Origin of the sequence: Streptomyces sp. NPDC051286, assembly GCF_044455345.1 — a bacterium.
GTDB lineage: Bacteria > Actinomycetota > Actinomycetes > Streptomycetales > Streptomycetaceae > Streptomyces.
Window position 1 is genome coordinate 101,315 of sequence record NZ_JBITER010000020.1, and the last position, 26,821, is coordinate 128,135.

General features: G+C 70.0%; 27 protein-coding genes and 3 pseudogenes. 9 read left to right on the forward strand and 21 right to left on the reverse strand.

Features of this window, described 5'->3' with window-relative positions; translation table 11 throughout:
- Positions 1-11: 11 nt before the first annotated feature.
- Positions 12-95 (forward strand): annotated as a pseudogene (locus tag ACIBB8_RS21265) (DUF779 domain-containing protein); the annotation flags it as partial.
- A gap of 626 nt (positions 96-721) precedes the next feature.
- On the opposite strand, the gene ACIBB8_RS21270 reads toward ACIBB8_RS21265, so the two are convergent.
- The 8 genes and pseudogenes from ACIBB8_RS21270 to ACIBB8_RS21305 all read right to left on the reverse strand — a co-directional run bounded on the left by ACIBB8_RS21270 (position 722) and on the right by ACIBB8_RS21305 (position 7,546).
- The gene (locus ACIBB8_RS21270) at positions 722-916 is read right to left on the reverse strand and encodes a hypothetical protein (protein WP_366691268.1); all 195 of its coding nucleotides are present in this window, start codon (positions 914-916) and stop codon (positions 722-724) included.
- A 134-nt stretch (positions 917-1,050) separates the two neighbouring features.
- On the reverse strand, positions 1,051-1,941 hold the full coding sequence (locus ACIBB8_RS21275) for a phosphatidylinositol-specific phospholipase C/glycerophosphodiester phosphodiesterase family protein (RefSeq protein ID WP_398954293.1): 891 nt from the start codon (positions 1,939-1,941) through the stop codon (positions 1,051-1,053).
- A gap of 329 nt (positions 1,942-2,270) precedes the next feature.
- Positions 2,271-3,386 (reverse strand): acyl-CoA dehydrogenase family protein, encoded by a 1,116-nt coding sequence (locus ACIBB8_RS21280; RefSeq protein ID WP_398954295.1) that lies wholly within the window; start codon positions 3,384-3,386, stop codon positions 2,271-2,273.
- Positions 3,383-4,570: an acyl-CoA dehydrogenase family protein gene (locus ACIBB8_RS21285; RefSeq protein WP_398954297.1), complete on the reverse strand. Its 1,188-nt coding sequence runs from the start codon at positions 4,568-4,570 to the stop codon at positions 3,383-3,385. The genes ACIBB8_RS21280 and ACIBB8_RS21285 overlap by 4 nt, the downstream gene beginning before the upstream one ends.
- Entirely contained in the window at positions 4,567-5,532 is a 966-nt protein-coding gene (locus tag ACIBB8_RS21290; protein ID WP_398954299.1) for an NADPH:quinone oxidoreductase family protein, read from the reverse strand. The genes ACIBB8_RS21285 and ACIBB8_RS21290 overlap by 4 nt, the downstream gene beginning before the upstream one ends.
- A 254-nt stretch (positions 5,533-5,786) precedes the next feature.
- Positions 5,787-6,164 (reverse strand): annotated as a pseudogene (locus tag ACIBB8_RS21295) (beta-N-acetylglucosaminidase domain-containing protein); the annotation flags it as partial.
- Positions 6,165-6,205: 41 nt separating this feature from the next.
- On the reverse strand, positions 6,206-6,634 hold the full coding sequence (locus ACIBB8_RS21300) for a TIGR03668 family PPOX class F420-dependent oxidoreductase (RefSeq protein ID WP_398954301.1): 429 nt from the start codon (positions 6,632-6,634) through the stop codon (positions 6,206-6,208).
- An 87-nt stretch (positions 6,635-6,721) separates the two neighbouring features.
- A complete protein-coding gene (locus ACIBB8_RS21305; RefSeq protein ID WP_398954303.1) occupies positions 6,722-7,546 on the reverse strand; it encodes an LLM class F420-dependent oxidoreductase in 825 nt (274 codons plus the stop codon).
- A 506-nt stretch (positions 7,547-8,052) separates the two neighbouring features.
- On the opposite strand from ACIBB8_RS21305, the gene ACIBB8_RS21310 reads away from it, so the two are divergent.
- From ACIBB8_RS21310 to ACIBB8_RS21320, 3 genes are read left to right on the forward strand one after another with little or no spacing between them, the layout of a single operon-like run.
- Complete coding sequence (locus tag ACIBB8_RS21310) at positions 8,053-9,465, forward strand: rhodanese-like domain-containing protein (RefSeq protein WP_398954306.1); 1,413 nt, start codon at positions 8,053-8,055, stop codon at positions 9,463-9,465.
- Between the two features lie 51 nt (positions 9,466-9,516).
- Positions 9,517-9,876 (forward strand): rhodanese-like domain-containing protein, encoded by a 360-nt coding sequence (locus ACIBB8_RS21315; protein WP_398954368.1) that lies wholly within the window; start codon positions 9,517-9,519, stop codon positions 9,874-9,876.
- Positions 9,873-10,655 (forward strand): sulfite exporter TauE/SafE family protein, encoded by a 783-nt coding sequence (locus ACIBB8_RS21320; protein WP_398954308.1) that lies wholly within the window; start codon positions 9,873-9,875, stop codon positions 10,653-10,655. The genes ACIBB8_RS21315 and ACIBB8_RS21320 overlap by 4 nt, the downstream gene beginning before the upstream one ends.
- Before the next feature lie 27 nt (positions 10,656-10,682).
- On the opposite strand, the gene ACIBB8_RS21325 is transcribed toward ACIBB8_RS21320, so the two are convergent.
- A complete protein-coding gene (locus tag ACIBB8_RS21325; RefSeq protein ID WP_266978054.1) occupies positions 10,683-10,961 on the reverse strand; it encodes a metal-sensitive transcriptional regulator in 279 nt (92 codons plus the stop codon).
- Between the two features lie 120 nt (positions 10,962-11,081).
- Between ACIBB8_RS21325 and ACIBB8_RS21330 the strand changes: the two are divergent.
- Positions 11,082-11,608 (forward strand): annotated as a pseudogene (locus ACIBB8_RS21330) (rhodanese-like domain-containing protein).
- A gap of 76 nt (positions 11,609-11,684) precedes the next feature.
- Here ACIBB8_RS21330 and ACIBB8_RS21335 read toward each other — a convergent pair.
- Entirely contained in the window at positions 11,685-12,980 is a 1,296-nt protein-coding gene (locus ACIBB8_RS21335; RefSeq protein WP_398954310.1) for an alpha/beta fold hydrolase, read from the reverse strand.
- Between the two features lie 384 nt (positions 12,981-13,364).
- Between ACIBB8_RS21335 and ACIBB8_RS21340 the strand changes: the two genes are divergently transcribed.
- A complete protein-coding gene (locus tag ACIBB8_RS21340) occupies positions 13,365-13,820 on the forward strand; it encodes an SRPBCC family protein (protein WP_398954312.1) in 456 nt (151 codons plus the stop codon).
- 471 nt (positions 13,821-14,291) lie between these two features.
- Here the strand turns inward: ACIBB8_RS21340 and ACIBB8_RS21345 are convergent, their stop codons facing one another.
- From ACIBB8_RS21345 to ACIBB8_RS21365, 5 genes are all read right to left on the reverse strand, one after another.
- The gene (locus ACIBB8_RS21345) at positions 14,292-14,999 is read right to left on the reverse strand and encodes a hypothetical protein (protein WP_398954314.1); all 708 of its coding nucleotides are present in this window, start codon (positions 14,997-14,999) and stop codon (positions 14,292-14,294) included.
- A gap of 151 nt (positions 15,000-15,150) precedes the next feature.
- Positions 15,151-15,465, reverse strand: coding sequence for a hypothetical protein (locus ACIBB8_RS21350; RefSeq protein WP_398954315.1), 315 nt, complete (start codon positions 15,463-15,465; stop codon positions 15,151-15,153).
- Between the two features lie 34 nt (positions 15,466-15,499).
- Entirely contained in the window at positions 15,500-16,198 is a 699-nt protein-coding gene (locus tag ACIBB8_RS21355; protein ID WP_398954370.1) for a TetR/AcrR family transcriptional regulator, read from the reverse strand.
- A 38-nt stretch (positions 16,199-16,236) separates the two neighbouring features.
- On the reverse strand, positions 16,237-16,917 hold the full coding sequence (locus ACIBB8_RS21360) for a DUF4166 domain-containing protein (RefSeq protein WP_398954317.1): 681 nt from the start codon (positions 16,915-16,917) through the stop codon (positions 16,237-16,239).
- The gene (locus tag ACIBB8_RS21365; protein ID WP_398954319.1) at positions 16,914-17,603 is read right to left on the reverse strand and encodes a hypothetical protein; all 690 of its coding nucleotides are present in this window, start codon (positions 17,601-17,603) and stop codon (positions 16,914-16,916) included. The genes ACIBB8_RS21360 and ACIBB8_RS21365 overlap by 4 nt, the downstream gene beginning before the upstream one ends.
- 256 nt (positions 17,604-17,859) lie before the next feature.
- On the opposite strand from ACIBB8_RS21365, the gene ACIBB8_RS21370 reads away from it, so the two are divergent.
- On the forward strand, positions 17,860-18,069 hold the full coding sequence (locus tag ACIBB8_RS21370) for a hypothetical protein (protein ID WP_398954321.1): 210 nt from the start codon (positions 17,860-17,862) through the stop codon (positions 18,067-18,069).
- Here the strand turns inward: ACIBB8_RS21370 and ACIBB8_RS21375 are convergent.
- Both ACIBB8_RS21375 and ACIBB8_RS21380 read right to left on the reverse strand, forming a co-directional pair.
- Positions 18,064-19,065, reverse strand: a complete 1,002-nt coding sequence (locus ACIBB8_RS21375) for a PHP domain-containing protein (RefSeq protein ID WP_398954323.1) — start codon at positions 19,063-19,065, stop codon at positions 18,064-18,066. The genes ACIBB8_RS21370 and ACIBB8_RS21375 overlap by 6 nt on opposite strands.
- Positions 19,066-19,321: 256 nt before the next feature.
- Positions 19,322-21,037 (reverse strand): CocE/NonD family hydrolase, encoded by a 1,716-nt coding sequence (locus ACIBB8_RS21380; RefSeq protein ID WP_398954325.1) that lies wholly within the window; start codon positions 21,035-21,037, stop codon positions 19,322-19,324.
- 94 nt (positions 21,038-21,131) lie between these two features.
- On the opposite strand from ACIBB8_RS21380, the gene ACIBB8_RS21385 reads away from it, so the two are divergent.
- Positions 21,132-21,851: a TetR/AcrR family transcriptional regulator C-terminal domain-containing protein gene (locus tag ACIBB8_RS21385; protein ID WP_398954373.1), complete on the forward strand. Its 720-nt coding sequence runs from the start codon at positions 21,132-21,134 to the stop codon at positions 21,849-21,851.
- 115 nt (positions 21,852-21,966) lie between these two features.
- Here ACIBB8_RS21385 and ACIBB8_RS21390 read toward each other — a convergent pair whose 3' ends face one another.
- Entirely contained in the window at positions 21,967-23,661 is a 1,695-nt protein-coding gene (locus ACIBB8_RS21390) for an acetolactate synthase large subunit (protein WP_398954327.1), read from the reverse strand.
- Positions 23,662-23,876: 215 nt separating this feature from the next.
- Between ACIBB8_RS21390 and ACIBB8_RS21395 the strand changes: the two genes are divergently transcribed.
- Positions 23,877-24,614 (forward strand): flavodoxin family protein, encoded by a 738-nt coding sequence (locus ACIBB8_RS21395; RefSeq protein WP_398954328.1) that lies wholly within the window; start codon positions 23,877-23,879, stop codon positions 24,612-24,614.
- Positions 24,615-24,641: 27 nt separating this feature from the next.
- Here the strand turns inward: ACIBB8_RS21395 and ACIBB8_RS21400 are convergent, their stop codons facing one another.
- The 3 genes from ACIBB8_RS21400 to ACIBB8_RS21410 all read right to left on the reverse strand — a co-directional run bounded on the left by ACIBB8_RS21400 (position 24,642) and on the right by ACIBB8_RS21410 (position 26,801).
- The gene (locus ACIBB8_RS21400) at positions 24,642-24,863 is read right to left on the reverse strand and encodes a DUF6381 family protein (RefSeq protein WP_398954330.1); all 222 of its coding nucleotides are present in this window, start codon (positions 24,861-24,863) and stop codon (positions 24,642-24,644) included.
- Between the two features lie 204 nt (positions 24,864-25,067).
- Positions 25,068-25,514, reverse strand: coding sequence for a nitroreductase family deazaflavin-dependent oxidoreductase (locus ACIBB8_RS21405; RefSeq protein WP_398954332.1), 447 nt, complete (start codon positions 25,512-25,514; stop codon positions 25,068-25,070).
- Between the two features lie 528 nt (positions 25,515-26,042).
- Positions 26,043-26,801: a DeoR/GlpR family DNA-binding transcription regulator gene (locus tag ACIBB8_RS21410; RefSeq protein ID WP_398954334.1), complete on the reverse strand. Its 759-nt coding sequence runs from the start codon at positions 26,799-26,801 to the stop codon at positions 26,043-26,045.
- Positions 26,802-26,821: the final 20 nt, after the last annotated feature.

Consider the following 26,821-nt stretch of genomic DNA (forward strand, 5'->3'; position numbering starts at 1 on the left):
TCCGCGAGCCGGTCGACCTCGCCGAGGTCCGGTTCTCACTGGAGGCTCCGGAGGGGGTGCGGTTCCTGATCCGTTCGCGGCTCGTCGGTGGCTGATCCGCGTGGGCCGGTGGCGGTCTCCGAGCCGTGGACAGGACAGAATTTCGGCGCCCCTGTCCTGGGGACGGCGCTGGGAGCCGACTGTCCCCCATCGCCCCAGAGCCTGTCGGGTGACCTTCGACCAGAGAGCGGACGCGGCGTTGTGCATGCGCTTCCAAGGCGCCGAGATGGCCTTGGATGAGATCTCCCCTGCTCGAACGAAGCTGAGAGCTTACGGCCCGGTGCACGATAGCGAGTGGATCAGCGAGCGGCGTCATGCGGCTTCGAATCCAAGGCGGAGGAGGGAGGCGACGCGAAGGGGGCCCCTCCCATGCCTTCAAGGCCATGGGGAAGTCGTCGACTGACGACAACGCCGGAGGCGGAATCACATGACACCGGGAGCCCGCTCGCTATCGTGCACCAGGCCGTAAGGGAAGGAGCCCGCGTCCGCCCCGTCAGAGGCCGCCCGACAGGCTCTCAGACCGTTACGCGCCCCGGCGGCTGTCGCCCCGGTTGATCGGATCGTGCGCCTGGGATTCACGGACGACCTCCAGCCTGCCGGTACAGGCCCGGGTCCGACGTGCTCCGGCCCGCTCTGTGCTCACCGGGGGAATCGGAACGTGTCACAGGCAGGCGGGAGGGCGTCAAGGCTGGAGGCCGCTGACAACATTCGCCGTGGCCGTCAGTCCCTCCTGGATGCTCGGCCCCATGCTCGTACCCGCAAGGAAGAATCCGAGCATCGCGCAGACGATCGCATGCGAGATTTTCAGTCCGCCGTTGCGGAGAAAGAGCACCGCAAGCATCAGCAGAAGCAGCACCAGTGAGATCGAAATGGCCATGGCCAACCTCCTACGCCGCGCCGGAATGCGGCATTCGGCCGCCAGTGTGGCGTAGCGGAGGGACCATCCGGCGGACTGGCATGCCCGCCATCCGGGTGTTGACTGGCTGTCACCACCTCGGGCCGCACGGCCCGTCAGACGCTGCCCCGGGCACCCCCGTCCTTCGCGCGGAGGAAGAGCTCCAGCCCCGCCAGGTCGTCCGTGTTCAGGTGGTCGACCCCGGCGGCCAGCAATTCGGACCAGACGGCGTCCCGCTCGGGGCCCGCCACGTCGGGCGTGGCCCAGAAGCGCACACGCCGGCCCTCGCGATGGGCGGCGGTGACGAGGGCGCGGAGCCTGTCCCGTTCGGCGGCGGGAAAGGCACCGGTGCCCAGCCAGCTGAAGCTCTGGGTCCAGTTGCTGCTGATGAGCGGGATGAACGAGGCGGTTGCCGCAGTGCCGATGTCGTCCAGCCGGCCGTCGTAGAAAGCGAGGCGGGTGCGCTGTGCCTCCATGGGAACGCGGGCGGCCCGGTCGCCCGATATGACGGGGGTGACTGCGCCTGCGCGGACCCGGCCGTCGTGGTACGAGGTCAGCATCCGACGGTAGCGCTGAAGCTGCCGGTCGAGTTCGAGGTAGGCGGCGGCGCCGTCCGTCTTGATGTCGATGAGCAGCTGTACGGGGTCTCGGTGGCCGGGGTACACGGCTCCGTGGTTGGCCTTGACCCTGGCCAGCAGCGGGTCGAGATAGAGCGACGCGAGGGTGCGGGCGGGGTCGAGATCGGAGACCTCGTGAGCGACGAGGAGTTCCCCGTCCACGAGAAAGATGTCCGCTTCGACGCTGGTGAACCCGTGGGAGAGCGCGTCGTGGAGGGGGTGCGTATGCAGGTAGTCGTTGTGCGCGTGAGCCCGCCGGAGGGGGCGGGGGTAGTGGCGGGCGACTGCGGCGGGCTCCGCGGCCGCGGCCGGCTGCAGGGGTATGACTGCGCCTGCGGCGACCGTGGCAAGAGCGGTGGTGACGACGCGGCGGCGGGTCGGGAACGCCATGGGTTCTCCCGGGATCAGGGTGCGGACCGGACGGGCGGACCCGACCGAGTATGTGTCCTGGGCACCCCTGTCGGGCAGCTACCTGCCAAGAGTTGATCGGGGCGTCGCCCGTCCGTCGACTGGTGTTCCCCGGCCGGGCCGGGTTCGTCCAGCACCGATTGGCACCGCCGCGGTTCTGGTCGTCGCCTCTGGTGCAGCTCCACAGGCTCAGCTGCGCCTCGGCACTGCCACCGGAAAGGAACGGCCGGCAACCGCCCGCCGGGAACGCCGTAGGGGCGGGGCTGCCTGGCATCCTCGCCCCATGTCCCTTTGTTCGCCAGGAAGTTGCTCTACGGCGCGGGCAGCTCCATCAGCTCGGCGATGGCCTGACGGTGGTGCCCCGCCGTGCCGTACGCGATCGAGTCGGCCTTGGCCCTCTTCAGGTACAGATGCGCGGGGTGCTCCCACGTCATGCCGATGCCTCCGTGCAACTGGATGCACTCCTCCGCCGCACGGACCGCGACCCCGGAGCAGTACGCCTGCGCCACGGCCACCGCGAGCGACGTGTCGGGGCTGCCGGACGCCAGGGCGTCCGCGGCGTTGCGCGCGGCGGCGCGGGCCGAGACGACCTGGAGCCAGAGCTGCGCCATCCGGTGCTTGAGCGCCTGGAACGAACCGACGGGCCGGTTGAACTGGTGCCGTTCGCGGGTGTACCGGACCGTCTCGGTCAGGCACCATTCGGCGAGACCGAGCTGCTCGGAGGCGAGCAGTCCGGCACCGGCGAGCAGCCCCCGGCTTACGGCGGGGCGCGCGGCCTCCGTGTCCGCGAGGCGGGTGCCGGTGGCTGCGGTGAGGGTGACGGTGGCGAGCGGGCGGGTCAGATCGAGTGCGACGAGCGGTTCGACGGTGACGCCCGTGGCGGCGGCCTCGACCGCGTACAGGCCGTCGCCGGTCGGCACGAGCAGCAGATCGGCGGCGGCCGCGTCGGCGACCGCGGTGACGGTCCCGTCCAGGGTGCCGGTCACCGTCACGGTCCCGGCTGTTGCGGAGAACGGCACGGCGAGGACCGCGACCTTGCGGCCCGCCGCCAGCTCGCCGAGGAGTTCGCCGACCGGTCCGTCCTCCGTCCCCAGTGCGAGGAGCGTCTCGGTGGCGACGACTGCGCTGGTCAGATAGGGGGCGGGGGCGACGCTGCGGCCCAACTCCTCCAGGACCACCGCGGCCTCGCGATGGCTTGCACCCTGGCCGCCGAACTTCTCCGGCACGAGCAGCCCCGCGGCACCGATGTCCGCGCCGAGGGCCTTCCAGAGCTGCGGGTCGTACGGCGTGTCCGACTCGATACGGGCGATCACCGTCGGCGCGTCGGCCCGGTCGGCGAGCAACGACCGTACGGAGGCCCGCAGATCGTCCTCGGCGTCCGAGTACAGCAGATCGGGCGCCAGGGCCTCTTCGGTCCATGCTGTCATCGGGACAGGTCCTTCCAGGCGACGTCCTTGTCGTTGCGCGGCTCGGCGGGCAGTCCGAGGACGCGTTCGGCGACGATGTTCAGCAGTACCTCGCTCGTACCGCCCTCGATCGAGTTGCCCTTGGACCGCAGATAGCGGTAGCCCGCATCGCGTCCGGTGAAGTCGACCAGCTCAGGGCGGCGCATGGTCCAGTCGTCGTACAACAGCCCCCCCTCGCCGTGGAGTTCGACCTCCAGGCCGCTGATCTCCTGGTTGAGACGGGCAAAGGCGAGCTTCATGCCGGAGCCCTCGGGGCCCGGCTGTCCGGCGACGAGTTGCTGACGCAGCCGCTCACCGGCGAGCCGGGCGACCTCGGCTTCGACCCAGAGGGTGAGCAGGCGCTGGTGGAGATCGTGGGTGCGCAGTTCGGGATGTTCGCGCCAGGTCCTGGCGACGGGGCCGATCATGCCGCCCTCGCGCGGGATGCGGGATCCACCGATCGAGACACGCTCGTTCATCAGGGTGGTCCGGGCCACCTTCCAGCCGTCGCCGACCGGTCCGAGCCGCCTGCTGTCGGGGATGCGTACGCCGGTGAGGAAGACCTCGTTGAACTCGGCCTCGCCGGTGATCTGGCGCAGCGGCCGCACCTCGACGCCCGGGTCGGTCATGTCGCAGATGAAGTAGCTGATGCCACGGTGCTTGGGCAGGTCCGGGTCGGTGCGGGCGATGAGGATCGCCCAGCGGGCCAGATGAGCGCTGGACGTCCAGACCTTCTGCCCGTCGACCACCCAGTCCTCGCCGTCCCGGACGGCGCGGGTGCCGAGGGCCGCCAGGTCGGACCCGGCGCCCGGCTCACTGAAGAGCTGGCACCACACCTCCTCGCCGACCCACAGGGGTCGCAGGAAGCGCTGCTTCTGCTCGTCGGTGCCGAAACCCAGGATGGTGGGGGCCGCCATGCCCAGGCCGATGCCGATGCGGCGCGGGTCGTTGTCGGGGGCTCCCGCGGCAGCGAGTTCGGCGTCGACGACGGGCTGCAGCGAGCGCGGTGCGTCGAGTCCGCCGAGCCCGGCCGGGTAGTGGATCCAGGCGAGTCCGGCGTCGAAGCGGGCCTGCAGGAAGTCGGTCCGGTCGGTGGTGGCCGGGGGGTGGGCGGTGAGCAGTTCGCGGGTGAGGCGGCGGAGTTCGGCCGCGCCCACGGCCGTCATCGGGCACTCCCCGGAAGGACGACGATCCGGCCGGTGCTCGCGCCGTCGGCGACACGCTGAACGGCGGCCGCCACCTCGTCGAGTGCGACACGCTCGCTGATCAGGGGCTTGACGACGCCCTGCGCCGCGAGCGCGGTGAGCTCCTCGTGGCAGGCGCGCACCGCAGCCGGGTCCTTCGTGTTGTACAGACCCCAGTGGAGTCCGACGATCGAGTAGTTCTTGACGAGGGCGTGGCCGAGCGCAGGGGTGGGAATGCCGCCGCTCGCGAATCCGACGACGATCACCCGGCCCTCGAAGGCGACGCACTTGACGGACTTGGTGTACGCGTCGCCGCCGACCGGGTCGTAGACGACATCGGCCCCGCGTCCGCCGGTGAAGTCCTTGACCGCTGCGACCATGTCCTCGGTGCGCCGGTCGATGACCAGGTCACAGCCGAGCTCATGGGCGGTCTTGCCCTTCTCGGGGCCGCCGACGACACCGATGACCTTGGCCCCGGCGGCCTTGCCGAGCTGGACTGCCGCACTGCCGACTCCGCCCGCCGCTGCGTGCACGAGAAGAGTCTCGCCCACCTGGAGGTGCGCCCGGCGGTGCAGTCCGAACCAGCCCGTCTGATAGCCGATGTGCAGGGCAGCCGCCTCGGCGTCGCCCAGGGCCTCCGGGGCCGGCAGGAGCGCCGCCTCGTCCGCGACGACGTACTCGGCGAAGCCGCCGTTCGGCAGGGCGGGGGTGGCGAGCACCCGGCGCCCGTCCGGGGTCACACCGCAGATCTCCACGCCCGGGGTGAACGGCAGCGGCGGCCGCACCTGGTACTGGCCGCGGCAGAGCAGTGCGTCGGGGAAGTTGATGTTCGCCGCGAGCACCTTGAGGAGCACCTGCCTGTCGCCGGGCGTGGGCCGGTCCGTCTCTTCGAGCCGCATCACCTCGTTCGGCTCACCGTTCCGGTGCACTCGCCATGCCTGCATGAGGGGCCTCCACGACACTGTCGGCATTACCACTGCTTCGGGGCATACTAAGCGGTCGCTTGCCTCTCTGGGAACAACCCGTCCCGGACCGTTTCGACCGGACCGGGACATGACTGCGCGCCCGGCACGCCCCGGGCGGTACGGGGATGCCGGGCGCGCGGCCGGCCGGAGCAGGGCCGGCCGGGGTCATGGGCCGCCGAGACGGCCCCTACCGGTTCAGCCGACCACCAGCTCGGCTATCTGAGGTGCGGCGGACCCGGCGCGTACTCCTTGAGCCCCCGCAGCCACGAGGCACGCTCGTCGTACGCGGCATCGTTCCAGGAATAGTCAGCGACCGTGTAGAGCGAGAGCTTGGAAGCGTACGGCTGGATCATCGGGTTGGCGGTGATCCCGGCCAGCTCGCCCGGCAGCCCCATCTCCCGGCCGTTGAACGGGCCGAGCAGCAGCCGGTTGGTGACGTAGTCGTTGACCAGGTAGTTGTCCCAGGTCAGGATCGGGTGGTTGAAAACCGTGCGGGCGGCCTTGGCCTGGGCGACGGTCATCGTCGGCGCGATGACGCCCACACCTGTCCACTCGACGAGGACATTGGGGTCGAGCTGCTCGGCGAGCGCCTTCTTGTAGGCGGTGGCCGAGATCGTGGGCCGCAGGCCGGAGCGACTGTCGGCCACGCGGCTCAGGACGCGCGCCAGCCGCTCCAACGCAGCACCGAGACTTCGACCATCGGTCCGCCGGGAGGACGGTCGGCGTACTGCCGGTATTTCGCCGTGAGCAGGCCGACGCGGCGGGCGGCCTCGGGGAAGCGGTCCGGCGGAGGGAGTACGCGGGCCTCGCCGTCGGCCCGCACCCACCACAGCCGTTCCCAGTCCTCCTCGTAGTGGTCGGCGAGCAAGCAGACCGAGGGGTTGGCGGCGATGTTGGCCAGGCGTTTCAGCCGCATCGTCCGCTTCGGCTTGTGGTCCACGACCAGCATCACGGTGTCGCCGTCCAGGGCGAACACCACCGGCACCAGGTGCGGGCGAGAGTCCGTGTCGATCGTCGCGAGGTGGGCGACGCGGGCCGCGGCGAACCTCTCACGCGCCTCAGCGCTCGTCAGAGTAGGCATCGCACCCCTTACGGCGGTCGCGGAAGTTACGGTGGTCGCGGTTTCCGGATCGGTACCTCATCCCTGGGCGCAGTGGTTTCCGGCGTCTCAGCGGTACCGGGCAGCCACTTCGACCAGCCTGTCGAGGTACTCCAGCGTCTCCCGTTCGGGCATCGTCGGCACATAGAACAGCAGCCGTTCGACGCCCAGACGGCCGTAGCCCTCGATCTGCTCGGGGTCGTCGGGAGCCGCGTACACCGTCACGGGCACCTCTCGTCCGGCACGTGCGCGCAGCCGCTCGATCTGCGGACCGAGCTCCTGCGGCGACACACCGAGGGCCAGCCACGCGTCTCCGAGCTGTGCCACCCTCGGGAACGCGCCCTCGCCGCCACCGACGTAGATCGGCGGATGGGGGCGCTGCACGGGTTTGGGCCACGCGAAGACCGGATCGAAGTTCACGAACTCGCCGTGGAACTCGGCCTTCTCCGCGGTCCACAGCTCTCGCATGGCGCGCAGCCGCTCGTCGGTGAGCCGGCCACGGGTCGAGGGGTCCGTGCCGTGGTTCCTCATCTCCTCACGGTTCCAGCCGACACCGATGCCGAAGATCACCCGGCCGCCGGAGATCAGATCGAGCGAAGCGACTTCCTTCGCGGTGATGATCGGGTCGCGCTGCGGGATCAGCGCGATGCCGGTGCCCAGCAACAGCCGCTCGGTCACCACGCCGATCGCGGTCAGGGCCACGAAGGGGTCAAGGGTGCGGTAATACATCTCCGGCAGCTCACCACCGCCCGGGTAGGGCGTCTCACGGTCGGCCGGAATATGGGAGTGCTCGGCGATGAACAACGAGTCGAAAGCACGTTCCTCGAGGGCTGTTCCGAACGAGGTCGGGCTGATGCCCTGGTCGGTGATGAAGGTCGAGACTCCGAATTTCACGGCTGCTCCGTCGAGGCCTGAGAATGGGAAGGAACGGGTGGCACAGATCTGTTGACTACCCGCCCCGGGCGATCCCGCTCCCAGGACCACCCGGGAGAACCAGCACGGCGCACGGTTCCGGGCTTCCCGGTTCGCAAGAACGCGGCGCGTGCCTCCGGACGCGTCTCGGAGGCCCCGCCCGTCCCGGAACCGCCGGCGTGGTGTCTCCCGAGGGCCCCCGTGCCGACGTCCGTGCACGGGTGCCCGCGCACACGCGGCAACGCTGCCGAGCGGACGATCAGCCGGCTCACGGTCTACCGCCCGGTCGCCACCCGCCACGACAGGAGGGCCTGCGAGTGGCGAACGCGTCGGCGACCTCGCGCCGCAGAGCCGGGCGGGGCAGGGCGGGCGACAGCCGTCTGCCGACCCGTACGTCACAGGGAAATCCAGAAATACCCCCCTGGGTATTAGTGCTAACCTTGCTGAGAGATACCCCCCGGGGTAAAATGCACCGAAGGAGTCATGCCGTGTTCTTCGTCGACACCCTGGAGACCGCCGGCCTCGGCAACCGCAGCTACCTGGCGGGCGGCCGGCACTCCGCGCTGGTGGTGGACCCGCCTCGCGACATCGACCGGGTCATCGCCGCGGCAGCACGGCGTGGCGTGCGGATCGCCCTGGTCGTGGAGACACATCTGCACAACGACTACGTGACGGGCGGCCTGGAGCTGGCGCGTGTCACCGGGGCCCAGTACCTGGTGCCCGCCGCCGCGCTGGTCTCCTTCGACCGGGTTCCGGTCGCCGACGGGGACACCGCCCCGATCGACGAGGGGCTGACGGTGCGCGCGATGGCCACCCCCGGGCACACCCCGCACCACACCTCGTACGTACTGGAGGAGGACGGCCGCGCGGTGGCCGCCTTCACCGGCGGTTCGCTGCTGATCGGCGGCGTGGGCCGGCCCGACCTGGTGGAGCCCCGGCTGACCGCGACGCTGGCCCGGGCCCAGCACGCCTCCGCGCACCGGCTCGCCGACGAGCTCGACGACTCCGTTCCCGTACTGCCGACCCATGGCTTCGGCAGCTTCTGTTCCTCCGCACAGGCCGACGGGAACACCACGACGATCGGCGCCGAGCGGGCCCGTAACGACGCGCTCGTCAAGGATGTGGACACGTTCGTCGCCGAACTGCTCGCCGGACTGGACGACGTCCCCGCCTACTACGCACACATGGGCCCGGCCAACGCCGCGGGTCCCGATCCGGTCGATCTGACCCCGCCCGCCCCGGCCGACGCCGAGCAGATCGCGCGACGGCTGGCCGCGGGTGAGTGGGTGGTGGATCTGCGCAGCCGGGTGGCGTTCGCCGAGGGGCATGTCGCCGGTTCGTTCAACTTCGAAGGTGAGGGGCAGCTCGCCACGTATCTCGCCTGGCTGATCCCGTGGGGCAGGCCCGTCACCCTGCTGGCGAGCAGCGCCGCCGACGTCGCGCACGCCCAGCGCGAGCTGACCCGGGTCGGCATCGGCCGCCCGGTGGCCGCGGCGACCGGTGACCCGCGGTCCTGGGTCCGCGCGGCGGAAGAGCTGCACTCATTCCGCAGGTCGGACTTCGCGGGGCTGGCCGCGGCACGCGAGCGCGGCGAACAGCCGGTGGTTCTCGATGTCCGCAGGGACGCCGAGCGCCGCTCCGGTGCGCTGGCCGGGTCGGTGCACATTCCGGTGCACGAGCTGCCCAAGCGGCTGGCCGAGGTGCCGGGCGGAGTGGTGTGGGTGCACTGCGCAGGCGGGATGCGGGCAGCCATCGCGGCGTCGCTGCTGGACGCCGCCGGGCGCGAGGTCGTGGCAGTCGACGACGGTCTCGGCGCGGCTGAGGCGGTCGGCCTGACGCTCGCGGATCCGGCAGCCGGTGCCCCCGACGGGACGAGCGGCACCGCGCCGGCCACCGCCTGACCGTCGAACTCCCGGCCCGTACCTCTGGAGCACTTTCCCATGTCTTCCCTGATGTCCTTCTTCGGGCGCGGCCCCGGCCGTGTCACCCCGGCCGAGGCCCTCCGCCGGACCGCCGATGGTGCGGCGGTTCTGCTCGACGTACGCGAGACCTCCGAGTGGAAGGCCGGACACGCCCCGGGCGCCGTCCATCTGCCGCTCTCCCGGCTGGCTGCCGGGCAGTCGCTGCCCGCTTCGGCGGCGGGCCGCCCCGTGGTGGTCATCTGCCGTTCCGGCCGCCGGTCCCGGCAGGCCGCCCGCATCCTCACCGGACGCGGTACCGAAGCCGTCGATGTCACCGGCGGCATGACCGCCTGGGCGGCCGAGGGGCTGCCTGTCCGGGACCGTCACGGAGCTGCGGGCACCGTCGCATGAGCACCCTCATCCTGGCCCTGACCGCCGGTGCCGTGGTCGGTCTGGCACTGGGCGGGCTGGGCGGCGGCGGCAGCGTCCTCGCCGTTCCCGCGCTGATCTATCTGCTCGGGTTCACCCCTGCCGCGGCCACCACCGCAGCCCTGCTCATCGTCATCGCGACCTCCCTGACCGGGCTGGTCGCGCACGCCAGGGACGGTCACGTCCGCTGGCGGACCGGCGGCCTCTTCGCGGTGGCCGGCATCGTGCCGGCGGCGGTGGCCGGGGCGCTGTCGGTCCGGATTCCGGCGGGTGTACTGACAGCGGCGTTCGCGGTGCTCGCGGTGGTGGCGGCCATGCGGATGATCCGGCCGCGGGCGCCCGCGCGGCACGAGGCGGCTTCGCCCGCGCCGAACGCCCCGGGCCCCGCCGACCGTACGGGCGCCGGGCGGGCCGTCGGCGCCGGGGCCGGTCTCGGCGCCGTGACCGGGTTCCTCGGGGTCGGCGGAGGATTTCTCGCCGTGCCCGCGCTGGTCACCGTCCTCGCCGTGCCCATGACGGCGGCGGTCGGCACCAGCCTGCTCGTTATCACCGTGAACTCCACGGCCGCTCTGGCCACCCGCCTCACCACGCCCACCTCGCTGGACTGGGCGGTGATCGCCCCCTTCACGGCGGCGGCGGTCCTCGGCGCGTGGGACGGTAAGCGACTGGCCACCAAGGTGTCCACAGCCGCACTCCAGCGGATCTTCGGCGCTGCGCTGCTCGCCGTGGCCCTCTTCATGCTGGTCGATGCCGCAGCCTGAGCCACGGCACCGACCCCGGATCCGGGCTCAGGCCAGCGAGAGAAAAAGCTTCTCCAGCCGGGCGCGCATCTGGTCCCGGTCGGCCGGTTCTGCGCCGTCGTCGGCCATGCAGTGCTGGAGGCCCGTCGCGATGATCGCGAAACCGGCCCGGTCGAGCGCGCGCGAAACGGCTGCCATCTGCGTGATGACGTCCTCGCAGTCCCGGCCCTCCTCGATCATCCTGATGATCGCGGCAAGCTGGCCCTGAGCGCGGCGAAGGCGGTTGAGTACCGACTTCAGTTCGTCGGCCGCCATGTCTATTTCCACACATCCTCCTCCGAATACCCCAAGGGGTATCCTACCTCTCCGGGGTACGCCCGGAGACGAAAGGAAACATCCCTCGTCACCAGCCCCGCCTCCCTCTCCCCCGCCCAGGCCGCAGCCTGGATCGCGGAGTTCACCGTCGTCGACGTGCGGGCGCCTGGCGAGTACGCCTCCGGGCACGTGCCCGGGGCGCTGAACATCCCGTGGACCGTCTCGATGAGCCGCTGCCCGCCCTGAAGGCGGCAGCGGCCCGCGGCTCCCTGCTCGTGGTGTGCGCCTCCGGCGCGCGTTCCACCCGGGCCTGCGACATTCCCGCCGCGGCGGACATCGACGCCGTCACGCTGTCCGGCGGCACCTCCGCATGGGAGGGCGAGGGCCACGACCTGGACCGTCCCGTCGGTGCCCGGGCAACCTGGCCGACGGAGCGTCAGGTCCGGTTCGCCGCCGGTTCGCTCGTGGTGGCCGGTCCGCTCGCGAGCCGGCGCTTGCCGGCCGCGCGCTGGCTTTCGGCCGGCGTCGGCTCCGGTCTGGTCTTCTCCGCGGTCACCAACACCTGCGGAACGGCCGCCGTCCTGTCGAAGCTGCCGCACAACCGGGCCCCACGCTCGGCTGCGGACTTCGACGCCACGCTGGACGCCCTGCAGGGCTGAAGCGGTCCGGCCGGACCCGCACGGCAGGAGTCGGCCACGCTACCCTCGTGACCGGCTCCTGCCGTGAACAAGCAGGTCAGAGCTCGTCCCGGACAAGGGCGAGCAGCCGGTCCAGCACCCGCGGTCCCCCGGCGCGCAGCCCGTCGTGCTCGAACTCGTTCGTCACCCAGGTACGCAGTCCGCGAATCGCCGCGGCGGTGCGCAGCGCGTGCTCGGTGTCGACGTACATGTCGTCGTGATAGACGGCCGCGGCCACCGGTACGTCATTGGCAGCGAGCCGCTCGGTGTCGTACAGCTCGGGCCAGTCGGTACGGGAGGCGAGCAGTTCGGCGGTCTCACGCAGCGGACGCAGGGCCGGGTCCACATCGAAGTGCCAGGGGTGGATGCTCTCGCCGGTGAAGAGCACGGGCGCGTCGCCGGCCAGGGCGGTGGCGGCGTCGAACTGCGGGAATTCGGCGCGGACCCGCTCGGCGGACCAGCCGGTGGGCTCCTTGCCCTGGCCGTAGATCGCCTCGTGCATCAGGGCGTACAGCGGATGGCCCGCAAACGAGTTGGCGGTACGCACGGCCTCCTGGAACGTGTCGGAGAGCTCGGTGCCCAGCGGTGTACGGACAAAGGCGTTCTCCAACAGGTAGTGCAGCTGATGGCTGCCGCTTTCGCCGCCCAGCATGATGCCGAGGGACTGGAATCCCTCGGGCGTCAGGCGGTGTCCGGCGCTCTCCGGGCGGTGCTCCAGGAGATACGCGGCAATCTCGCGGGCGCGCTCGACGTCCTGCGGGTAGCGGGCGTAGTGGGCAGCGACCTTCCGCTCGATCCGCGGGTACGCGGCTCGGTACACGTCGTCGGCGTGAGCGTCGAGCGAGGGCAGTCCGCCAGTGATCAGGACGGCCTGGAGCCCTTCGGGAGCAACCGACAGATAGCGAACCGCACAGAAGCCGCCGAACGACTGGCCGAGCACGGTCCACGGGGCGCCGCCGGTCAGCTGCGGCCGGATCAGCTCGCAGTCGCGCACGATGTTGTCGGACCGGAAATGGGCGAGATAGTCGGCCTGCTCACGGGGGCCGCCGCGCAGCGGAAGAGTCTGCCGGTTGGCCGGTGTGGACAGCCCGGTGCCGCGCTGGTCGAGCAGCAGCACCCGGAACTCCTTCACCGCCCGCCCCAGCCAGGCCTCCGTACCGACGAAACGACGGGCACCGAAGCCGGGGCCGCCCTCCAGGTACACCAGCCACGGCAGCTCGTCGTCGACCCTGCCGCTCGCGACGGCCTCCCGGCCGAAGATCTCGATCTGCTCGCCGCCCGGATCGGCGTGATCGAGCGGGACGGTGAAACGGCGGTCGGTGAGAACGACGCCGGGCTGCCGGTAACTGGTCAAAACGCGCTCCTGAATCAGACGTATCGCCGACAGTTCAGCACACGCCCGTGACTTCGTCAGTCCCGGCCCGTGTGCGACGCGCCCGGGGGGCTTCTCAGCACTGTCATGACCCGGTTCGAGCAGGTCAGCAAGGTCTATCCGGACGGTACAACCGCGGGCGCCGACCTGGTCGTCCGCGATCACCAACCGCCGGGACGGAGGCGTGCCCGGTGCGGCCGCCGCCGCTTCCATCGGGTGACCGGGCGGGTCCATTGCCTTCCGCCATTCAACCTGCCGCCCGCCTCCGCCGGACTTATGATCGCCATCCCGCGCCTTCGCGGGCCTGCGTTCAGCTGCCGCACTCCGCAGCCGGGGCACCACTCATCAGGGGGACGAGGAGAGGCCATGGGCACTCAGTTCGAGGCGACAGTCGAGATCGACCGACCGATTGCCGAAGTCTTCGCTTATCTCGCCGACGGCGAGCACGATCCGGAGTTCAGCCCGCGAGTGCAGCGGATCGACAAGTCGCCGGCCGGGCCGACAGCGGTGGGGACGGTCTTCCGGAGCACGGTCAAGGACGCCGGCATGAAGACTCAGCGGGAGGTCGGGATCACCGAACTCGTAGCCCCCACACGCATCCGCTGGGCGGAACGCTCGAAGAACCTCGTCACCGCTGCCACCGGCGGCTACGACCTCGAGGCCACGGCCGACGGAGGGACCCGGGTGCGGATCTTCAACGTCCTGGAGGGCCACGGCATCGGCAAGCTCCTCGTCGGCTTCGCCGCCGGTGCCGCGCGCAAGGACGCCCCTGCGTTCGGGCAGCGGATCAAAGCGGCGGTTGAGGCGTCGGGCGCCCGTTGAGAGCGCTCGCTCCGCGTATCACCGATCCCGACGACCAGTCGGCCAGCGCCACGAACACCGCATAGGCACAGCTCACCGCTGCGGGTGCGGGGGCAGCCGGCACCGGACCGCGGCAACCCGACTCGCACGCCACAACAGGACCCGGCGCGCCGAGGGGCACGGTCCGATCGATCCGGACGCCCCGCTTCTACGCTGTTTCCATGGGGATGTGACGAAGCTCCCGGTGGATGAGTTGCCGAGCAACGTCTTCCACCAGGAGCCTCGAGTGCCTGTCCACCCCTCTGCCATCGACCTGCCCAGCTCTGCCCCGGGGGTTCCTGGCGTCGGAGTTGACGGCGCACCGGCTGCCGGTCGGGACCTGGCGGCGACGTCCTTGTCCGACGCGACGCCTCTGCTGGCCCTGGCCGACCTCCCGGAAACCCCGGACCGATTCCGACGGACCGCGGGTTCCACGTGATGCGGGTTGCGGTGTCACCAGCTGTCGTAGCGGTCACCCATCACCAGGAAGCTGCCCACGACGGCATCGTTGGCGAACAAGCCCCCTTCGACCGTGGGGGTCACGACGCCGTGGGTGGCGCCGTGGGGACCGACGGTGGCGACCGGAGCGCCGTTGTCGCAGGTGGACCCGCGGTAGACCTGAACGGTCTTCCAGCTGTCGTTGCTGATGCTGAAGCTGCTTGAGCCCAGTCCGCTGGCCGCGGTGATGCAGCCCTCAGAGGCGGCGGAGTACGTCCGATCGTTGAATTGGATTCTTCCTTCTTCCCCACGGTCGTAGCCGTGGTCGCGACCCCCGTAGCCCCGACCCCCGCCATCGCCGCCCTCATCGTCGCGGCCCCCGTAGTCGCTACCCCCGTCATCGCGACCCCCATAGTCGCGGCCCCCATCATTACGGCCCCCGTTGTCACGACCGCCGTCCCCGTTCCCGTATCCACTGCCCCCATCGGGGAGCGTCCCGGCAGGATCGTTCTTCGGGACGGACGGCACCGGCTTCGGGACGGACGGGGCAGCCTTCTGGACGGACGGGGCGGCCTTCGGGACGGGCGATTCGGACGGGGCGGCCTTCTGGACGGGCGGGGCGGCCTGGGTGGATCCGTTGGCCGAGGCATAGGTAATGCCGGTGACGGCAAGGACCGATGCGCCTACGACGGCGGCGGTCACAGCGAAGTTGCGCGTGATCATGTCACTTCTTCCTGTCTCAGAGACGCCGGCCGTGCAGCCGACCTGTGATGAAACGTACTGATGCCCCTATTAGCTGTCATATTGGGCATATCGAAGGTGTGACACCAGGGGGCTGACCGGGCGTACGGACGAGAAGCGGCAGCCCGAACTGCTACGTCAGTCGGGTCGACGGATCTGCCGGTGGCGAGAGGACGCGGTGAGCCGTAGCGGTCGGAGTGCGGCTCGACAGGCGAAGCATCCACCATTCGACCCCGGTGCCGGGGAAGTACCAGACCGCCCCGGTCGATTGGTTGACGAAACCCTGCTCGGCGAGAGCGTCCAAGGTCCGGCCGTATCCGCAGCCATAGCCGAGGACCGTGGCATGTCGGCTGACGCCCTCCAGCCACGGTGTGTGCAGTGGGTGCGTGAACTGCTTCGTGGTTGCGGCGGCGTCCCAGCCGCGAACCTGCGCTTCCTCCTGCAACACCCCGACCTGCCCCTCAGGGCACCCGCCCGCTCGTCTACTTCGAGCGCCGCACCTTCCTCCTGGAGAGACCCGCCGGAGTCGGCGCGCCCTGCCGCCCCTGCTCGTCCGTCACGGCTCGCGAGGTGCTGGTGCGCCGCATGGTGTGTCGAATCGTGTGCCGCACGGTCCGTTGAGCCACAGGCCCGAGTTCTTCGAGGACGTTGACCAGGGTGGCGAGCTGCTCCAGTGCATCGAGTGCCTGTTCGGCGCCGTCATGGTCGACCCCTTCGTACAGTTCCAGACCGACGAACGACGCCGCCACCGCCCGGGCCAGACCGGCGGGATCGGTGAAGTCGGCGAGCGCGGTGGATCCGAGGACCCGGGTCAGAACCTTCTCGATCTCGTCGGTCCACAGCTTCAGTCCGGCCGCGGTTGCCGGAGCGAGGCGCGGTTGGGTCTGGGCGCCGGCCAGGAGCTGAGCGAGGAAGGCGACGTGGCCACCCGCCCGCTCCTCGGCATGCAACTCGCGCCCGCACTGTAGGAGTTCGGCGAGCGTGCTGACGGAAGCCAGGCGGTCGCGATAGCGGACCACGCGCTGTTCCGCCCCGTAGCGGCAGGCTGCTGCCAGGAGTTCGTCGACGGAGCCGAAGTGGTAGAAGACCAGAGCCTGGTTGACCCCAGCGGCTGCCGCGACGGAGCGGGCAGAGGTCTTGGCGATACCGTGCTCGGAGAGTGTGTTCAGGGCACCTTCCATGAGTTTCGTCCGGGTGTCCTGGCCATCGGTCGCCCCGGTCACGCTCGCGCCTCTTCCCGTACAGGGCGCAGGCCCGCGCGGACGCCGTGCCGACGGGCGTCAACATAATGGGCTCGGAACGTTCCCTCGTATCCGAACAATGGACCGAAGCGCCTGTTGGTCACCGCCACCCGAATACGGAACCGGCCGGTCATCTCGTCGAAGGATTCGCGCACCTCGGCGTCGCCTCCGAGGACTTCTGGGACCCGGAGGTCGAACGGCCCCTCTCGGAAACGGTGTTCGCCGGATCGGATCAGAAGAGAACCGTCGGGCTCGGCGCTCAGCCAGAGATCGCTGGCGAGATGCTGGTGGGTGCCGAGATAGTCCAGGACACAGGACCGTTCGGGGCTGTGGATCATAGTGGCGTCGAACCGGCGCGTTCCGCCGGGCAGCGCGAACGTGCGTACGAAGGTGACGGTCTCGCGGCCGAAGGAGTCGGTGTATGGCACGTTCTCTATCGTGAAGGGGATGTGACGGCCGGTCCGGGGAACGAGGACATTGCGCCTGCCGCCGAGGGCAAGGAACGGCTTCACGAAGGGCAGGCCATGCCAGATCCGGTCCATGACACCGCGGCCGATGCATGCCTCCCCGCTCTCCAGGCCGACCGAGAAGCGCCGTCGCAACTGGGGATGCAGCCGGTCGAAGTCCTGGCCCATGGCGAGGCGGAAGATCGAAGTCATGGATGTTCCAGACGGGCGAGGAGGGCGGGAGTGGCGGTCCGGGCCGGAGGTCTGCGCAGACAGCGACGCGCCGCGGGTGTGATGGGCAGGGGCGGCAGCAGGAGCGAGGCCATGACGGCAACCAGCGCGGCGGCAGGTCCGAAAGGCAGGAGAGAGAGGACCGCCAGCAGCCGTACGCCGAGCTCGGCGAGCGCGTGCCAGAGCGAGCGGGCAGGACTGATGCCGCGTTCGCACCAGAGCCGCAGCCGGTCGAAGGACCAGGCGGTGGCCCAGCCCATCAGCGGCCGGAAGACCAGCCGGTCCACGCCGGTCCCCAGGCGGCCCCACCGCGTCCGGTAGTCGTAGCCGGTCAGGAAACGGATGCCGTGCGGTGTCGGGACATAGCGCCAGTAGCCGCTGCCCTCGGCCAGCAGGGAGAGTGGATGGGCCGATGCGAACCGCAGCGCCGAGACCCGCTCGCCGCCTGCCCGAAGGCGCTCGCCCGCACTGATGCCAGTGCCCGTGACGGTCACGAAGGGGAGCACCCGGGTCGCGTAGCGGAACCGTTGGGCATCGCTGGGCCCGCCCGGCAGACAGGCGATCTCGGTGAAACGGAGATCCCACCGCTGGTGCTGCACAGGATTCTGGGTCTGTTCCCAAAGGTCTTCAAGGTCTGCGCGAATGCACGTCTCGACGTACAGCCCCATACGCTCCAGCCCCCTGCTCCGCAGCATTTGAGCGACCGCTCAACCCGTTGTCGCCGACGGTAACAGGGAGTTGAGCGATTGCTCAAGCAGGTGGCACCCGCGCATGAGGTGCTCCCCCGGCCGGGGTGCGCGGCGACGATCCCTGCCACCTGGAGCGCAGCGGGTACTCTCGCACCCCACTCCTTGTTCCAGCTCCGCGGACAGATCGCGGGCCATCGTCCCCGACTGGGCGAGCAGCACCGTTCCGCGGAAGGCGGTGGTCGCGGCCCACGGCGACAGCGTCAACGGCAACGGGCGTGCGCAGAGCACCCGTGCCGCGAACCTCTACTCCGTCGCCGTGGGCGTCGATCCGCACAGGCGGCTGGCATCCGTCGCTCTGCCCACGAGGCCCCGCTACATGGGCGCGAAGTCACCGGTCCTCCATGTCTTCGCCCTCGCCACGGACCGAACGGGCTCGGCGTCATGACCAGGCCAGCAGTTCGTCCACCGGCCACGACGTGACGACCCGTTCGGCGGACACACCGCACTCCTCTGCGCGGGCACAGCCGAAGATCTGCCAGTCGAGCTGTCCGGGCGCGTGCGCGTCGGTATCGATCGCGAACAGCACACCTGCGTCAATGGCCCGCCGCAGCAGACGCCGTGGCGGATCGAGCCGCTCCGGACGGCTGTTGATCTCCACCGCGGTGCCGGCCTCGGCACACGCGGCGAAGACCTCGTCCGCGTCGAAATCCGACTCCGGGCGTCCCCGGCCGGTGATCAGACGGCCCGTGCAGTGCCCCAGCACATCCGCCTGCGGATGGCGAACGGCCGCGACCAGCCGGCGTGTCATGGCCCGTGCGTCCATCCGCAGCTTGGAGTGCACGGACACGACCACCACGTCGAGCTGTTCCAGCAGTCGATCCTCCTGGTCGAGGGAGCCGTCCGGAAGGATGTCGCACTCGATGCCGGTGAGCAGCCGGAACGGTGCCCACTGCTCGTTGAGTGCGGCCACGACCTCCAATTGGCGGCGCAGCCGTTCGGGCGACAGTCCGTTCGCCACAGTCAACCGGGGCGAGTGGTCGGTGAGGACCGCCCATTCGTGCCCCAGTTCGATCGCCGTCCGTCCCATCTCCTCGATCGGGCTTCCGCCGTCCGACCAGTCGGAGTGCAGATGGCAGTCGCCACGCAGCAGGGAGAGCAGCGTTTCACCCCCTTCCGCGAGGGGAGCCGCGGCGGCGTCCTCCAGCCGTTGGAGATAGCCCGGGACTTCTCCGGCCAGCGCTTCACGTACCACCTGTGCCGTCTTCGGCCCGATGCCCCTGACCGACTCCAGCGACGCCGACGCCGCTCGTTCCGCGATCTCGTGGCCCGTCATCGCCCCCACCGTGCCGGCGGCCTTACGGAACGCCTGGACGCGGTATGTGGCGGCCTGGTCGCGTTCCAGCAGGAAGGCAATCCGTCGCAGGGCATCGACCGGGTCCATCGGCACCTCATTTCCGGCCCGGGCACGACGGGGCTGCGCCGCTGCTCCCTCCACGTTGGCACAGCCCGGCAACAGGCGGCATCTTGTGCACGGACGGTGGCCCGAGTCCGGTGAGGTACGTGTCGTGGGATGCGCATTGCGCCGAGTTCGCCTCCTTCGGGCAAACCGAGGCAGAACCCGCCGTAGGGCCACCAGGTGGTGAACGAGCGCGTCGTACGCCTGGGCTGTATCCCTTTTCCGGGTGGCGCCCCGCTGTCTATGCGTCGGGCTGTTCACCTTCGAAGGGCTGCGCGGCCCCGGTGCTCCCGGGAAGCATCAGTGCTGAGTCCGCGTGGAGCGTGAGGCGTACGGGTGTGAAGTCGGTGGCGTCGACCGACGACTCCCCGGTGCCGGGATTGCGGGCGTAGCGCGGATGGGCGCCTCCGCTGATCTGCCAGCGGATACGGTGGCCGGCGGCGAAGCGGTGGGCGGTCGAGCTCATCGGTACGGTGACCACCGAGGGCGCCTGCTCAACCGTCCGCAGCTGAGCCAGCCCGTCACAAACATTGATGGAACGGCCTTGTGCGTCCACGTCGCACAGTCGGGTGAAGACGTCGGCGTATCCGGTGTCCGTGGAGATGCTCAGCCGCGCGAAGACCGGGCCGAGGACGTCCACAGGCTCGGCCAGCGGGGGGCCGGTGAACGTCAGGACGTCCTCTCGGGCTTCCAGGATGCTGTTGTCGCGGGGGCCGGCGGCACGGGAGAGCAGAGGGCCGCCGATGGACGGGGTGGGGTCGGCCGGGTCGTAGCGGATGGACGTCAGCGGTGTGTTGTCCGTGGGTGCCTGCTGGGTGAGATACCCGTCCGGGGCGGGGAACCATGACGTCGCGGCCGGGGACAGCGGCCAGTCGTCGAGGTCCCGCCACTCGCTTGCACCGCCGACGTGCACGCGCACTCCGGTGGGGCGCAGGCCGGAGGGGTCGGCGCACAGGTGCGCGCGCAGCCAGGCGAGGCTCTCGGCGAACACCTCGGGCCAGCCCTGTTGAAGTGCGGAGGTGTGTGTCCAGGGGCCGACGAGCAGGGCGGTCTCGCACCCGGCCCGACGCAGTCGGCCGTACTGCTCGAAGGACTGGTCGGCCAGCGCGTCGTACCATCCGGTGATCAGGCCGGTGGGCACGGTCAGCCGCTCCGCCGCTTCTCCCGGCGACGCGGCCAGCCAGTACGGGTCGTTGGCGTCCGGGTGCGTCATCACCTCGTCCAGCCAGGGCACTTCAACCCCCAGCGCGGACACATGGGCCCCGCGCAGCGGCTGCGCGGTGGTGATGGCGCGCAGTCGGCGCTGCAGGCGCAGCGTCGCCCTCACGAAGGGGCCGATCCCCCGATGCTGGTAGGTCATGCCGACACCGACAGCGAGGGCGTTCTCCAGGCGGAGTGCACCGTCGGTGTGAAACAGGGCGTAGGGATCGTGCAGACCCACCTGCACCACCATCGCCTTCAGCTCCGGTGGCGGGTCCAGGGCGAGCGCCCACTGGACGTATCCCAGGTAACTGGGGCCGATTGTGCCCAGTAGTCCGTTGAACCAGGACTGCTTTCGAAGCCAGGTCACCGTGGCCTGGCCGTCGTCGGCCTCGTTGCGCCACAGATCGAACCGGCCACCCGAGCCGCCGGTGCCGCGGCAGCTTTGCAGGACCACGTGGAAGCCCTGTTCGGCGAAGAGCATGCCGTACATGGGTGACCACGGCACGCCCCTGCCATACGGCGAGCGCACGACAAGAGTGGGGAAGTCCCCCTCCGCGCGCGGAAAGTAGTGGTCCGTACGCAACGGACTGCCGTCCGCGGCCGGAACCACCAGCCCCGGCTCCCACCCGGCTTCGTGTCGCTTGGCCGGGAGATTGCGCCAGGTCGCTCTCATCATCCGTGCGGACAGCGGCGGCTTCCCGGAGGGCGGCGTCCAGGCCGGCCTCGGCACGGCGTCGTGCGTGTGTGATGTCATCGTTGCCCTCCACAATTTCCGTACTACGTACGAGAATAGTAGATGCTTGGATGGCTTCCACACGAGAGGCAGCGGCGAGGAAAGGAAAACGGAGATCCGTACCCCTGACGACGGGTCCGGCGCCACGAGCGTCGACCCCCAAGAAATCTGGCTCGGCCCCACCCGGCCCCGCAGGGGGCGCAGGCCCACCTTCAGCCGCGAGGCGATCACTGCGGCAGCCGTCGCCCTCGCAGACGCGGAAGGGCTCGACGCGGTGACCATGCGACGGGTCGCGTCACAGGTCGGAGCCGGCGCCATGTCGCTCTACAGCTACGCCCCCGACAAGGAGACGCTGCTGGAACTGATGGTCGACCACGTCAGCGGTGAACTACCGACGGCGGACGACCCTACCGGCGACTGGCGCACCGACCTCAAAGCCATCGCCCACCTCCAGCGCGCTCACATGCTCCGGCATCCCTGGCTGCCCACCGCCCTGTCGGCCCGCCGGACACCCGGCCCCAACACCCTGGCCTTCCTGGAACGCGCCCTTGCAGCCCTGCGGCCCACCGGGCTGGACGGCGCAGCGAAGCTGGAGGTCTTCGCCCAACTCACCGGATTCGTAGCCGGGCACGTCGCCCACGAGATCGCGCAAGCCGCAGCCTCGGGATCACCCGACCGGGCCGCAGCCGAGGCCCGCTACCTCACCGCTGTCGCCGCGGACGGCCACCATCCGGAGCTCGCCGAGGCCCTCGCCGCACCCGGACGCCCGCTGACCCCGGAAGCCACGTTCACCCGGTTCCTCAACCGCCTGGTCGACGGCCTCGACAGCGACTGATCCAAAAGCCCTCCGAGAAGGACACGTCGGCCGCAGCGCCGGGCACGTGCGTACGCCCTCGGCTTTACCTGCGCCTGACCCGCTGAGCGGCGTCGTCGCCAGTGGACACGTGGAGTCAGAACGGGCCGTGGAGCGCGCCGAGCCGCTCTGTGAGCCGCAGGTTCTCGGAGTAGTCGACGGGGCAGGCGATCACCGACACCCCGTCACCGTCCAGCGCGCGCTGCAGCACCGGCAGTAGCTGATCGGCCGCCTCGATGCGGTAGCCGTCGGCGCCGAAGCTCTCGGCGTAGGCGACGAAGTCCGGATTGGTGAAGCGGGTGTGGCTGTGGCGTGCGAGTTCGAGCTCCATCTTCCACGTGATCAGGCCGTACTCCTCGTCGACCAGTACCAGGACAACCAGCGGGATGTGTTCACGAACGGCAGTCTCCAGTTCCTGGGAGTTCATCAGGAAAGAGCCGTCGCCCATCACAGCCAGCACACGCCGCTCCGGACGTGCGAGTTTCGCGGCGATGGCACCGGGCAGCGCGAAGCCCATGGTGGACAGCCCGTTGGAGACCAGGCAGGTGTCCGGCTCGTACGCCGGATACAGGCGGGCCATCCACATCTTTCCGGCGCCGGTGTCGGCGAGCACGATGTCGTCGCGACCGAGTGCCGCTCGCACGTCGGCGACCACGCGTTGCGGCACGAGCGGGCATGCGTGGCTGCCTCGTCCGTACTCCAGTTCCTCGTTGAGCAGGGCCCGGATGTGCGCACCGGGCCCCGCCTCGTAGTCGAGGCTGTCCGGCAGCGCAGCCGCCAGCGCGTCCAGTGCCTGCGAAAGGTCGCCCTCGACGCCGACCGTGACCGGGTAGTGCGCATCTACCTCGGCAGGAAACCGGTGCAGGTGAACGATGCGCTTGTCACCGTCCGGATTGATCTTCACCGGGTCGAACTCCTGGACTTCGTAGCCGACGCACATGAGGACGTCCGCGGTGTCGAAGCCGAAGTTGGAATAGTCGTGGCGCATAAAGCCGACCGCCCCGAGTGCGTTCGGGTGGTCGTCGGGGAAGACGCCCTTCCCGTGGAAGGTGGTCGCCACAGGCACGTTCAGCCGCTCTGCAAAACGCATGAGAGCCTTGGATGCCTTGCCTCTCGCGGCGCCGTGGCCGGCCAGCACGACCGGTCGGCGCGCCGTCGCGAGAACCTCCGCGGCCCGGGCGATCTGGGAGGGCGACGGGGCGTCGGCGTGGACCGTGTCGACCTGCAGGGGGCTGAGCGGCTCGGTGATCCGTGAGGCTTCGATGTCCTCGGGGACCGCTACGAAGACCGCACCCGGACGCTCGCTCTGCGCGGTCTTGAACGCCTTCCGGAGCATCTCGGGCACCGCGACAGGGCTGTGCACGCTCGCGGACCACTGGGTGACCGGCGCGAACATCGACACCAGATCGATGACCTGATGGGACTCCTTGTGTACCCGGCTCAGCGAGCCTTGTGCGGCGAGGGCCACCAGCGGTGTGCTGTTGGTCGTCGCGTCCGCGGCGCCCAGCAGGAGATTGATCGCACCGGGCCCCAGCGTGGCCGAGCAGACCCCGGCCCGCCCGGTCAGGCGTCCGTAGATCTCGGCCATGAACGAGGCGCCCTGCTCGTGGCGAACCAGGACGTAGCGGATGTGCGAGCCCTCCAGGGCATCGACGAAGCGGATATTCTCTTCGCCCGGGATCCCGAAGATGTACTCCACGCCCTCGGCCTCGAGACAGCCGACCATCAGGTTCGCGACGTTCTCGGTCACCGTCTCGGAGCTCTGCGGACCGGGGGTGCGGTGGGTGTCCATGGCCCGAACGTATGCACATGGCGGAGGGCGGACCACGCACCGACCCCCGGCCGGGTGAAGGGCACGTCCGTCAAGGGTCGTCCTGCCGGGTGTTCGGCTGTCGGAGTGATCACCGGTGCTCGACCGTGCCATAACAGTCGTATCCAGATCCCTGCCAGCACGATGGTCGGTGTTGCACCGCCGTGACGGCACGGCGGCGGAAGCCAGGAGGACCTGTGACCACCCAGTCGCCCGCTGCCGACTCACCGCCCGCTCACTACGACGACCTGCGCGCCCTCGTCGTCAACTGCACGCTCAAACGCTCACCCGAAGTCAGCAACACTCAAGGGCTGATCGACAAGAGCCGGGCCGTGATGGAGGCGCAGGGCGTAAGCGTCGACGTCGTACGGGCTGTCGACCACGACATCGCGACCGGTGTATGGCCGGACATGACGGAACACGGCTGGGCCAGCGACGAGTGGCCCGCGCTGTACGACCAGGTGATGGCGGCCGACATCCTCGTGCTGGCCGGCCCCATCTGGCTGGGAGACAACTCGTCGGTCATGAAGAAGGTGATCGAGCGGCTCTACGCCTGTTCCAGCCTGCTCAACGAGAAGGGTCAGTACGCCTACTACGGCAGGGTCGGCGGCTGCCTGATCACCGGCAACGAAGACGGCGTGAAGCACTGCGCGATGAATGTGCTCTACAGCCTCCAGCACCTCGGCTACACCATCCCGCCGCAGGCCGACGCGGGCTGGATCGGGGAGGCGGGCCCAGGACCGTCGTATCTCGATCCTGGATCCGGCGGGCCCGACAACGAGTTCACCAATCGCAACACCACCTTCATGACGTGGAACCTGATGCACCTGGCGGCCATGCTGAAGCGGGCGGGCGGGATTCCGGCGCATGGCAACCAGCGATCCGAGTGGGACGCGGGCTGCCGCTTCGACTTCGAGAACCCCGAACACCGCTGAAGCCAGAAGCCGGAACGGCACGGTGCGTCACCGGGGCGGGGACTCGTCCCTCCGGCTGCCGGCACGGCGTCCGGGCCTGTCCTCGGCTGCGCGTCCGCCCTGCTGTATGGGCTCAAGCCGACGCCGGACCTCGTCGTGCAGCCTGCGGCGTTCCTTGGGTGCGCTTGTCTGCTCGGCACGCTCGTTCAGCTCACGGACCTTGTCCTGCATCTGCCGCGCACGACTGGCGGACTCGCCTGCAACGCTCATCATCACTCCTGGGGACGGCAGGGGGTGGGGACACATCGCAGCCAATCAGTGCCCCCTCACTGCCGCACCCCGGAGAGTGACCGTACGCAATCACTGCAGGTGGGTGTGTGTACAGCACGGCCAACCAGAGCGGTGCCCCGTCCGCGAGTGTCCCCTTGGTCCCGGCGGCCGGACACCCCGGATGATGCCTCCTCCTGGCCGTGGTCAGTGGCTCTGGGCCGCAGGCTCCAGAACGAAGACGGGAATCTGCCGGTCGGTCTTCAGCTGGTAGTCCGCATAGTCGGGAAACGCCTGGACCGCGCGCTCCCACCACATGGCCTTCTCTTCACCGGTGACCTCACGGGCGTTCATGTCCTGCCGGACCGGGCCGTCCTGAAGTTCCACCCGGGGGTCCGCCGTGACGTTGTGGTACCAAACGGGGTGCCGGGGAGCGCCGCCCAGCGAGGCGACCACGGCGTACGTTCCGTCGTGCTCGACCCGCATCAGTGGTGTCTTGCGGATCTTACCGCTGCTGGCTCCGCGCGTGGTCAGGATGATGACCGGCAGACCACGCATCGTGGTCCCCTCCGTGCCGCCCGAGCTCTCGAACAGCTCAACCTGATCGCGGACCCACTGTGCGGGGCTCGGCTCGTACTCACCCTTGAGAGGCATGGAATCTGTCCCATCGTCGACATACGGAATACGGACATTCGGTCACGCGGACATCGGCGCGTCCCACTGCACCGAGAACTCTTTCATCATTCCGCCGTCGCGGGGGCGCGAACCGTACGCGTGTCACAGCGGCAGCCGACCGGGGTCACGAGTCGGGCGGCCTCAGAGCCTGTCGGGTGACCTTCGATCGGAGAGCGGACGCGGCGTGGTGCGTCCGATTCCAAAGGCACCGGAAGGTCCTCGGATGGGGTCTCCCCTGCTCGAACGAAGCTGAGAGCCCGGGGAAGGAGCTGCCAGGCCATTTCGGCAACGCCGGAAGCGTGCGGGCCACGCCGTGGCCGCCCGATCAGAGGCCGCCCGACAGGCTCTCAGGCGCAGCCGCGGCATGGCCTCGAATCCGGCCCCCGCCCAGGCCCTGCTCACCGGCGGGCGGAGGAGCACCTCAAGGCGCTCTTCGACCGTTACGGCTGAGTCGCCCCGGAGCGTGAGACGGAGTGACGTGCGCGTGCTGTTCAGCTGACGCGCAGGTCATACCTGTCGCACGTGCACGCCCGCCGCAGCGAGTGCGTCGACCTCTGCCTCGGGCGCGGCCTCGTCGGTGACAACGGCGTGCAGTGCGGAGGCGGGCGCGACGAAAGCGAGGGCGGTACGGGAGAGCTTCGCGCCGTCCGTGACCGCGATGACCCGGCGGGCCGATGCGATCGCGGTCCGCTTGACGGCGGCGTCGTCCAAGTCGTACGCGGTCAGGCCGTTCGCCGCGTTCAGTCCGCAGCAGCCGATGACCGCGGTGTCGAAACGCAGGGCCGCCAGCGATGCCTCGGTGAGCGGTCCGGTGAGCGCGAGCTCGCCCGCCCGGGGGCGGCCACCGGGCACCAGCAACGTGACATCCGGCGCTCCGGTGAGTGCGTTCACCGCGTGCAGGGACAGCGGCATGACCGTCAGGCGGCGGTGCTCCAGCGCGCGGGCCACTTCCAGGCAGGTGGTGCCGCTGTCGAGGACGACGGACTCCCCGTCGGCGATCAGCCCGGCAACCTCGGAGGCAATGCGTCGCTTGGCCTCCAGCCCCTCCGTTGCCCGCAGCCCGAAGGGGGGTTCGTCGCCGCGCAGCAGCAGGCTCCTCGCTCCTCCGCGGTATCGCTCCAGAATCCCCTGCTCGGCCAGGGTCTCCAGGTCACGGCGGATGGTCATCTCCGACGCGCCGGTCAGGGCGGCCAGTTCCGCGACGCCGGCACTGCCCGCGTCGCGCACCGCCTCGGTGATCCGTCTCAGTCGATCTGCACTCGCCACATCCGCGATAGAACACCATT

Bases quoted from the DNA above. Each gene is read 5' to 3' on its own strand.
- ACIBB8_RS21270 (WP_366691268.1), bottom strand. From the start codon at position 916: ATGGCCATTTCGATCTCACTGGTGCTGCTTCTGCTGATGCTTGCGGTG.
- ACIBB8_RS21275 (WP_398954293.1), bottom strand. From the start codon at position 1,941: ATGGCGTTCCCGACCCGCCGCCGCGTCGTCACCACCGCTCTTGCCACG.
- ACIBB8_RS21280 (WP_398954295.1), bottom strand. From the start codon at position 3,386: ATGACAGCATGGACCGAAGAGGCCCTGGCGCCCGATCTGCTGTACTCG.
- ACIBB8_RS21285 (WP_398954297.1), bottom strand. From the start codon at position 4,570: ATGACGGCCGTGGGCGCGGCCGAACTCCGCCGCCTCACCCGCGAACTG.
- ACIBB8_RS21290 (WP_398954299.1), bottom strand. From the start codon at position 5,532: ATGCAGGCATGGCGAGTGCACCGGAACGGTGAGCCGAACGAGGTGATG.
- ACIBB8_RS21300 (WP_398954301.1), bottom strand. From the start codon at position 6,634: ATGCCTACTCTGACGAGCGCTGAGGCGCGTGAGAGGTTCGCCGCGGCC.
- ACIBB8_RS21315 (WP_398954368.1), top strand. From the start codon at position 9,517: ATGTCCTTCTTCGGGCGCGGCCCCGGCCGTGTCACCCCGGCCGAGGCC.
- ACIBB8_RS21320 (WP_398954308.1), top strand. From the start codon at position 9,873: ATGAGCACCCTCATCCTGGCCCTGACCGCCGGTGCCGTGGTCGGTCTG.
- ACIBB8_RS21340 (WP_398954312.1), top strand. From the start codon at position 13,365: ATGGGCACTCAGTTCGAGGCGACAGTCGAGATCGACCGACCGATTGCC.
- ACIBB8_RS21345 (WP_398954314.1), bottom strand. From the start codon at position 14,999: ATGATCACGCGCAACTTCGCTGTGACCGCCGCCGTCGTAGGCGCATCG.
- ACIBB8_RS21355 (WP_398954370.1), bottom strand. From the start codon at position 16,198: ATGGAAGGTGCCCTGAACACACTCTCCGAGCACGGTATCGCCAAGACC.
- ACIBB8_RS21360 (WP_398954317.1), bottom strand. From the start codon at position 16,917: ATGACTTCGATCTTCCGCCTCGCCATGGGCCAGGACTTCGACCGGCTG.
- ACIBB8_RS21365 (WP_398954319.1), bottom strand. From the start codon at position 17,603: ATGGGGCTGTACGTCGAGACGTGCATTCGCGCAGACCTTGAAGACCTT.
- ACIBB8_RS21375 (WP_398954323.1), bottom strand. From the start codon at position 19,065: ATGGACCCGGTCGATGCCCTGCGACGGATTGCCTTCCTGCTGGAACGC.
- ACIBB8_RS21380 (WP_398954325.1), bottom strand. From the start codon at position 21,037: ATGACATCACACACGCACGACGCCGTGCCGAGGCCGGCCTGGACGCCG.
- ACIBB8_RS21390 (WP_398954327.1), bottom strand. From the start codon at position 23,661: ATGGACACCCACCGCACCCCCGGTCCGCAGAGCTCCGAGACGGTGACC.
- ACIBB8_RS21400 (WP_398954330.1), bottom strand. From the start codon at position 24,863: ATGAGCGTTGCAGGCGAGTCCGCCAGTCGTGCGCGGCAGATGCAGGAC.
- ACIBB8_RS21405 (WP_398954332.1), bottom strand. From the start codon at position 25,514: ATGCCTCTCAAGGGTGAGTACGAGCCGAGCCCCGCACAGTGGGTCCGC.